Source organism: Actinoplanes sp. NPDC049599 (assembly GCF_044465625.1).
Lineage (GTDB): Bacteria > Actinomycetota > Actinomycetes > Mycobacteriales > Micromonosporaceae > Actinoplanes.
Genome location: NZ_JBITLX010000007.1, coordinates 380,162 through 387,220, shown reverse-complemented (window position 1 = coordinate 387,220; position 7,059 = coordinate 380,162). Strand labels below are relative to the sequence as shown.

The window sequence follows — 7,059 nt, the reverse complement described above, 5'->3', positions numbered from 1 at the left end:
GCAAGGTTCCGGTCACCGGTCAGGACGCGACGGTGCAGGGTCTGCAGAACATCCTCGCGGGTGACCAGTGCATGACGGTCTACAAGGCCATCAAGAAGGAGGCCGACGCGGCGTCCGAGCTGGCCATCGCCCTGGCCAAGGGGGAGCGTCCGAGCACTGCCACGAGCACCGTCAAGGACCCGGACTCGGGCGCGGACGTGCCCGCGGTGCTGCTGGAGCCGCAGTCCATCACCAAGGAGAACGTGAAGGACGTCATCGCGGACAAGTTCGTCACCAAGGAAGAGCTGTGCACGGCCGACTTCGCGAAGGCTTGCACGGAAGCCGGCATCAGCTGACGCTGGGCTGATCATCACGGGCCTGGTCCCGGACGGCACGACGCGCCGCCTCCACCCCGGTGGGGGCGGCGCCCGGGTCGAGTGATGCCCGAAGCCGGTCACCGAGCTAAGGAGAACCATCGTGGCCGCGACACCCCTTCTGGAACTCAACGGGATCGACAAGAGCTTCGGTCCCGTCAAGGTCCTGCACGATGTCGGACTGAAGGTCTACGCCGGCGAGGTGACCGCGCTGGTCGGTGACAACGGCGCCGGCAAGTCAACGCTGGTCAAGTGCGTCAGCGGGATCTACACGATCGACGCGGGCACGGTCACCTTCGACGGCAACCCGGTCCACGTGCACAGCCCCCGGGACGCCGCCGCGCTGGGCATCGAGGTCGTCTACCAGGACCTGGCGCTCTGCGACAACCTGGACATCGTCCAGAACATGTTCCTGGGCCGGGAGAAGGTCCGCGGGCTGGTCCTGGACGAACCCACCATGGAACAGATGGCCGGCGACACCCTGGCCAGCCTGTCGGTGCGCACCGTCAAGTCGTTGCGCCAGCTCGTCGCCAGCCTCTCCGGCGGCCAGCGCCAGACCGTCGCGATCGCCAAGGCGGTGCTCTGGAACAGCCGGGTGGTCATCCTCGACGAACCCACCGCCGCGCTCGGCGTGGCCCAGACCGCGCAGGTCCTCGAGCTGGTCCGCCGGCTCGCCGACAACGGGCTGGGCGTGGTGCTGATCTCGCACAACATGAACGACGTCTTCGCGGTCTCCGACCGGGTCGCCGCGCTGTATCTGGGCCGGACCGCGGCCCAGGTCAAGGCCAGCGACGTGACCCACTCGCAGATCGTCGAGCTGATCACCTCCGGCCGCAGCGGCAACCTGGGTCTGCCCCCGGATTCGCCCTCCGACTTCAACGGCGACATCGTCGACATCACGCCCGGAGGCCCGCAGTGACCACCACGACCACCACCGCCGGCGGCGTCAAGGTCGTCAAGCCCACCCTCGCCGGCCATATGCACGACTACTGGGGCCGCGTGCGCGGCGGCGACCTCGGCAGCCTGCCCGCGGTGCTGGGCCTGATCGTGCTCTCGCTGATCTTCGGCATCGCCCGGGAGACGTTCTTCAGCCCGCTCAACTTCGCCAACCTGTTCACCCAGAGCGCGCAGGTCGTGTTCATCGCGATGGGCCTGATCTTCGTCCTGCTGCTGGGCGAGATCGACCTGTCGGCCGGCTTCGCCAGCGGCGTGTGCGGCGCGGTGATGGCGATCCTGCTCACCGACCACGGCATCGCCTGGTACATCGCGATCCCGGCCGCCCTGGTCACCGGCCTGGTCATCGGCCTGATACTCGGCGTGCTGATCGCCAAGGTGGGCATCCCGTCCTTTGTGGTCACGCTGGCGGCGTTCCTGGCCTTCCAGGGGCTGCTGCTGGTGCTGCTCGGCGGCGGTATCAACATCTCCATCCGCGACGAGTTCGTCATCTCGCTGAACAACGACAACATCCCGGTGCTGTGGAGCTGGGTGCTGGCCGTCGGCGTGGTCGCGGGTTACGCGCTGGTGCAGTTCAACCGGGTCCGCAGCCGGGCCGCCCGCGGCCTGGTGACCGACCCGATCGGCATCGTGCTGCTGCGGATCGCCGGGCTGGCGGCCCTGGTGCTGACCACCACGGCGGTGCTGACCCAGGAGCGGGCGGTCAACCCGGCGATCAACTCGCTCAAGGGCGTGCCGATCGTCGTCCCGATCATCGCCGCCTTCCTGATCTTCTGGACCTTCGTGCTCGGCCGGACCACGTACGGCCGGCACGTGTACGCGGTGGGCGGCAACACCGAGGCGGCCCGCCGCGCCGGCATCCCGGTCGACCGGATCCGCATCTCGGTCTTCGCGATCTGCTCGTTCATGGCCGCGATCGGCGGCATCATGGCGGTCAGCCGGGCCAGCTCCGTCGACCCGAACACCGGCGGCAGCAACATCCTGCTCTACTCCGTCGGTGCGGCCGTGATCGGCGGCACCAGCCTGTTCGGCGGCAAGGGCAAGGTGATCAACGCGGTGATCGGCGGCGCGGTGATCGCGGTGATCGACAACGGCATGGGCCTGATGGGCTTCTCGTCCGGCCAGAAGTTCATCTTCACCGGCCTGATCCTGCTGGTCGCCGCGAGCGTCGACGCCCTCGCCCGGCGCAGGGCGGCTGCTACCGGAACACGATGAACGCCACCCCGGGCCCGGGGGCGGCACGCTGATGCGAGCCGCCTCGGGCCCGGACGAGGTCCGCCGGACCAACCTCGGCTCGCTCCTGCAGTACGTGCACCTGCACGGCGCCACCTCCCGGGCGGAACTCACCACCCGCCTCGGCCTGAACCGCAGCACCATCGGCGCGCTGACCGCCGAGCTGACCAGCGCGGGACTGGTCAGCGAGGCGGTGCCCCGCGACACCGGCCGGGCCGGGCGGCCGTCCCTGGTGGTCCGGCCCGAGTCGGCGCGGGTCCACGCGTACGCCCTGAGCATCGAGGTGGACCGGCTGCGCGCGGCCCGCGTCGGGCTGGGCGGCCGCATCCTGGACCGCCGGGAGACCGACCGTCCGCGCGGGATGGCGCTGCTCGACACGGTGCCGCCGCTGGCCTGCCTGGTCGGCGAGATGCGCCGCGCGGTGGCTGTGGGCACCCGCACGGTCGGCACCGGCGTGGCCGTCGTGGACCGGGCCCGTCAGGCGGACGGCACGGTGCGGCTGGCGCCCACCATCGGGGCGGGCGAGGAGCCGGTCGGCGCCGCGCTCGGCGCCGCGCTGGGGGAACCGGGCCGGCTCACCGTCGGCAACCACGCGGACGTCTCGGCGCTGGTCGAACACAGCCGGGGCGTCGCGGTCGGCTGCGCCAACGTCGTCTACCTGCACGGCGACATCGGGGTCGGCGCCGGCATCATCGCCGGCGGCCGCCGGGTGGCCGGGCACCGCGGCTACGGCGGCGAGGTCGGCCACATGGTCGTCAACCCGGACGGGCGGGAGTGCTGGTGCGGCTCGCGCGGCTGCTGGGAGACCGAGATCGGCGAGCACGCGCTGCTCCGGCACGCCGGCCGGGCGGGGGAGTCGGGCCGGGAAGCGGTGCTGGGCGTGGTCAACGCGGCGATGCGCGGCGACCGCCGGGCCCGGTCCGCGGTCCGCGAGGTGGGCGCGTGGATCGGCTTCGGCGTCGGCAACCTGGCGAACATCTTCAACCCCGAGGCGGTGATCTTCGGCGGCACGCTGCGCGACGTGTACCTGGTCGCGGCGGCCCCGATCCGCAGCCGGCTGAACGCCGTCGCGTTGCCGGCCGCCCGCGAGCACCTCCGCATGCGGACACCCGAGCTGGGCGACGACGCGGCCCTGCTCGGCGCCGCCGAGCTGGCCTTCGCCCACCTGCTGGACGACCCGCTGCTCGGCTGAACCGCCGGATCAGGGCAGGGCTGATCAGGGCAGGGTGACCGTGAAGCGGGCGGTGGTGGTGCCGTCGGCGTGGTTGATCCCGAAGCCGTCGCAGATCTGCTGGGTGATCCAGAGGCCGCGGCCGTTCGTGCTGAACGGCGACGGCGGCCGGTAGCCGGCGAGCGGGTCCGCCAGGCCGGCGCCGTTGTCGGTGACCTCGCACGTCACCGTGGAGCCGTCGATCCACACCCGCAGGTGCCGCCGGCCCCGGCCGTGCCGGATGCTGTTGGTGACGATCTCGCTCATCGCCAGCATGAGGTCCTCACCCCGGTCGGTGTCCGTCCACCCCCGGGCCTCCAGCAGGGCCGCCACGGCGTACCGGGCCAGCGCCACGTCGGCCGCGATCCGCAGGCTGAGCACGGGCGGGCCGGAGGTCGGCGGCATCGGCTCGGCGACGGCCCGCAGGAACCGTTCGGGCGGCTCGTAGGCGTCGCTGGCCGGCCGGTCGGACGCGAAGAACGTGGGATGGGTCCGCCGGGCGTCGTCGATCACGGCGGGCGGCACCGTCCGCCGGTCGTACGAGCAGATGATCCACGCCGGCACCTGCGCGAAGATGTCGTTGGCCGCGGATTCGTACCGGGTCCAGCTCGTATGTCGCTCGGCGGGGCCGAAGTCGATCTCACCGATCAGGCGCAGCCGCTGGTATCCGCGGTTGGTGGCGTCGTGCAGCACCCGCTGCCAGCCGGCCAGGGTGGAAGCCGGCCGCTGGTACCACTGATCCCGGTCGAGGAACGACACCTCGGTCGCGTCCGGGCCCAGGCCGTCTCTGAGCGAGGCGATGTTCGCCTTGGTCACCGCCGCGATGACCGCCTCGCCGCGGTCGATGCCGTCCCGGATGAACGGGAGCAGCGCGTCGGCGAATTCCTGGTCACTGTCGTAGAACATCGCGTCGTGGGTCAGGGGCGTTGTGGACATCGTCGCTTCACCTGGATCGGAGCGTCGTCGCGGATGCAGACCCGGTGGCATGGCCTCGAGCGCCTGCCGACCTGCCGGCTCGTCTCAGCGGCCCACGGTACTCCGGCGCCCGGCGGCGATCGGGGAATCGAACCGGATCTCCCCCTATGGGGGTACGCCGTGCTGGGTACGGGTCCGGACCCGTACCCGGCCGGTCGGTCCTCAGTAGCGGAAGCGTGACACCAGGTCCTGCAGCTGGCGGGACATGGTGGCCAGCTCACCGGCGGCGTGCCGGGTCTCGTCGATGGTGTCGGTGGTCCGCCGGGTGGCCTCGGAGACGCCGGTGATCGTCGCGGCGATGTTGCCCGCCCCGTCGGCCGCCTCGGAGAGCGTCCGGTTCATCTCCTGGGTGGTGGCCGTCTGCTCCTCGACCGCGGACGCGATCGTCACCTGGATGTCGTTGATCCGTTCGATGATCGCGGAGATCTCCCCGATCGCCGCGACCGCGCCGGAGGTGTCCGCCTGGATCGTCTCCACCCGGCGCACGATGTCCTCGGTGGCCTTGGCGGTCTCCTGGGCCAGGTCCTTGACCTCGCTCGCGACGACCGCGAAGCCCTTGCCGGCGTCGCCGGCCCGGGCGGCCTCGATGGTCGCGTTCAGGGCCAGCAGATTGGTCTGCTCGGCGATCGCGGTGATGACCTTGACGACGGTGGCGATCTCGGTGGACGACTCGCCGAGCCGCGCGACCGTGGCGTTGGTGGCGGCGGCGACCTGCACGGCCTGGGCGGCGACCCCGGTCGCCTCCGAGGTCGACGCGCTGATCTCGCGGATCGAGGCGCCCACGTCCTGCGAGCCGGTGGAGACGATCTGCAGGTTGTTCGAGACCACGTCCGCCGCCGCGGCGACCGAGCCGGCCTGCACGGACGCGTCGGCCGCGGCCGAGCCCACCGCGCTGGAGACCGCGGTCAGCTGCTCGGCCGAGTTCTGCAGGGTGGTCGCGTTGCCGGCCAGCTGGACGACGTCCTGGCGCAGCCGGCCGATGCCGCGGTCGAGCAGGGTCGCCATCCGGCCGACCTCGTCGCGCTCGGTCACGTTGCAGGTGCGGGTCAGGTCGCCCTCGGCCAGGCCCTCGGCGGCGTAGGAGACGCCGGCGACCGCGCGGCGTACCCGGTTGGCCACCCGCATCCCCAGGTAAAGGCTGATCACCACGCCGATCACCAGGATGATCGCGACGGTGCGCACCGCGTTGGTCTTGCGCTGCTCACCCTCGGCGATCTGCGCGGCGACGCCGTCGGAGACGGACTGCTCCACCGCCGCCTGGTCGGCCAGCAGCGCGTTGTGCAGCTCGTTGAACTTGGCCAGCCCGGCGGCCAGCTCGGCCGCCGGGTCGGCGGCCGTGGACGTCTCCGGTACGGCGGTGATGAACTCCTTGAAGCTGGCCCAGTCGGCCTGCATGCGCTTGATCAGCGTCTGGCCGGCCGCGTCGGAGAGGTTGGTGGCGAGCACCTGGAGCCCGGAGTCGATCGCCTGCTGCTGCACGGCCATGCCCTTGGCGATCTCGGCCGCGATCCCCGGGTACGCCCGCATCGAGCTGGTCGAGCCGACGAAGCCCTCGAGGTTCTGCCCGACGCTCGACGACGCCTTCAGCACCGTGAGGTCCGCCCGCTGCGCGGAGATCGACGTGTCGCTCATCTGGTAGAGCGTCCGCAGCGCGATGGCCGCGATGACCACCCCGACCGCGGTCGCGACGAGCACCGCCGCGCCGATCTTCGCCCGCAGCGACCGGTTGTCGAACGCCGCTCCCAGCCCATTGATCCGCGCCACGTTCTCTTCTCCTCAGGTGGACAGCACCGGCCGAGGCCCTGCACAGCGAGCCCCTGACCCCCGGTTCGGCGCTGGGGCCATGGAGCTGAGGCTTTCCGATTCGCCTAGCTATCGCACGGTTGCTCAGTGTGACCGAAAGACGACACAACATTCGCATATCGGCATGAACTGCCTACTGTCGGAGGACGTCAGGGCCGCTCCGGCGGCAGGACGATCAACGGGGGCAGAGAAATGGACACCAACACCACAAAATCGGCGGGACGCCGGCTGGCCACCGTGGGGGCGGCACTCGTGCTCGCGGCCGGTTCCACGGTCGCCGGCGCCACACCCGCGGCCGCCTACACGCCGGCGATGACGTTCGCCGGCGTGGCGGACTACGACCGTGACGGCAGCAAGGACATCGTGGCGCGCGACGGAGCCGGCAAGCTCTGGCTGTATCCGGGTCAGTCGACGCGGGGTTACAGCAGCCTGGGGCGGTTCGAGATCGGCAACGGCTGGAATGCGATGACGTTCGCGGGCGTGGCGGATTACGACCGGGACGGCCGGCAGGACATCGTGGCCCGGGACAAC

Annotated in this window: 6 protein-coding genes and 1 pseudogene; 5 read left to right on the top strand and 2 right to left on the bottom strand. The window is 71.3% G+C overall.

Translation table 11 applies throughout. From position 1 onward, the window contains the following. From ACIBQZ_RS16640 to ACIBQZ_RS16625, 4 genes and pseudogenes are all read left to right on the top strand, one after another. A pseudogene (locus ACIBQZ_RS16640) lies at nucleotides 1–335 on the top strand (sugar ABC transporter substrate-binding protein); the annotation flags it as partial. A gap of 121 nt (nucleotides 336–456) precedes the next feature. Beyond that, nucleotides 457–1,272, top strand: coding sequence for an ATP-binding cassette domain-containing protein (locus tag ACIBQZ_RS16635; protein ID WP_396089493.1), 816 nt, complete (start codon nucleotides 457–459; stop codon nucleotides 1,270–1,272). Next, nucleotides 1,269–2,522: a sugar ABC transporter permease gene (locus ACIBQZ_RS16630; protein ID WP_396089492.1), complete on the top strand. Its 1,254-nt coding sequence runs from the start codon at nucleotides 1,269–1,271 to the stop codon at nucleotides 2,520–2,522. Before ACIBQZ_RS16635 ends, ACIBQZ_RS16630 begins: the two co-directional genes overlap by 4 nt. Before the next feature lie 31 nt (nucleotides 2,523–2,553). Then, the gene (locus tag ACIBQZ_RS16625; protein ID WP_396089491.1) at nucleotides 2,554–3,732 is read left to right on the top strand and encodes an ROK family protein; all 1,179 of its coding nucleotides are present in this window, start codon (nucleotides 2,554–2,556) and stop codon (nucleotides 3,730–3,732) included. A 24-nt stretch (nucleotides 3,733–3,756) separates the two neighbouring features. On the opposite strand, the gene ACIBQZ_RS16620 is transcribed toward ACIBQZ_RS16625, so the two are convergent. Both ACIBQZ_RS16620 and ACIBQZ_RS16615 read right to left on the bottom strand, forming a co-directional pair. Continuing rightward, complete coding sequence (locus ACIBQZ_RS16620) at nucleotides 3,757–4,686, bottom strand: anti-sigma factor RsbA family regulatory protein (RefSeq protein WP_396089490.1); 930 nt, start codon at nucleotides 4,684–4,686, stop codon at nucleotides 3,757–3,759. Nucleotides 4,687–4,887: 201 nt separating this feature from the next. Next, nucleotides 4,888–6,489 (bottom strand): methyl-accepting chemotaxis protein, encoded by a 1,602-nt coding sequence (locus ACIBQZ_RS16615; protein ID WP_396089489.1) that lies wholly within the window; start codon nucleotides 6,487–6,489, stop codon nucleotides 4,888–4,890. Nucleotides 6,490–6,720: 231 nt separating this feature from the next. Between ACIBQZ_RS16615 and ACIBQZ_RS16610 the strand changes: the two genes are divergently transcribed. Further along, nucleotides 6,721–7,059 (top strand): FG-GAP repeat domain-containing protein (locus tag ACIBQZ_RS16610; protein WP_396089488.1); only part of this gene is annotated, 339 nt, incomplete at its 3' end.

Coding starts and splice junctions, on each gene's coding strand:
- ACIBQZ_RS16625 (WP_396089491.1), top strand. CDS start 2,554: ATGCGAGCCGCCTCGGGCCCGGACGAGGTCCGCCGGACCAACCTCGGC.
- ACIBQZ_RS16620 (WP_396089490.1), bottom strand. CDS start 4,686: ATGTCCACAACGCCCCTGACCCACGACGCGATGTTCTACGACAGTGAC.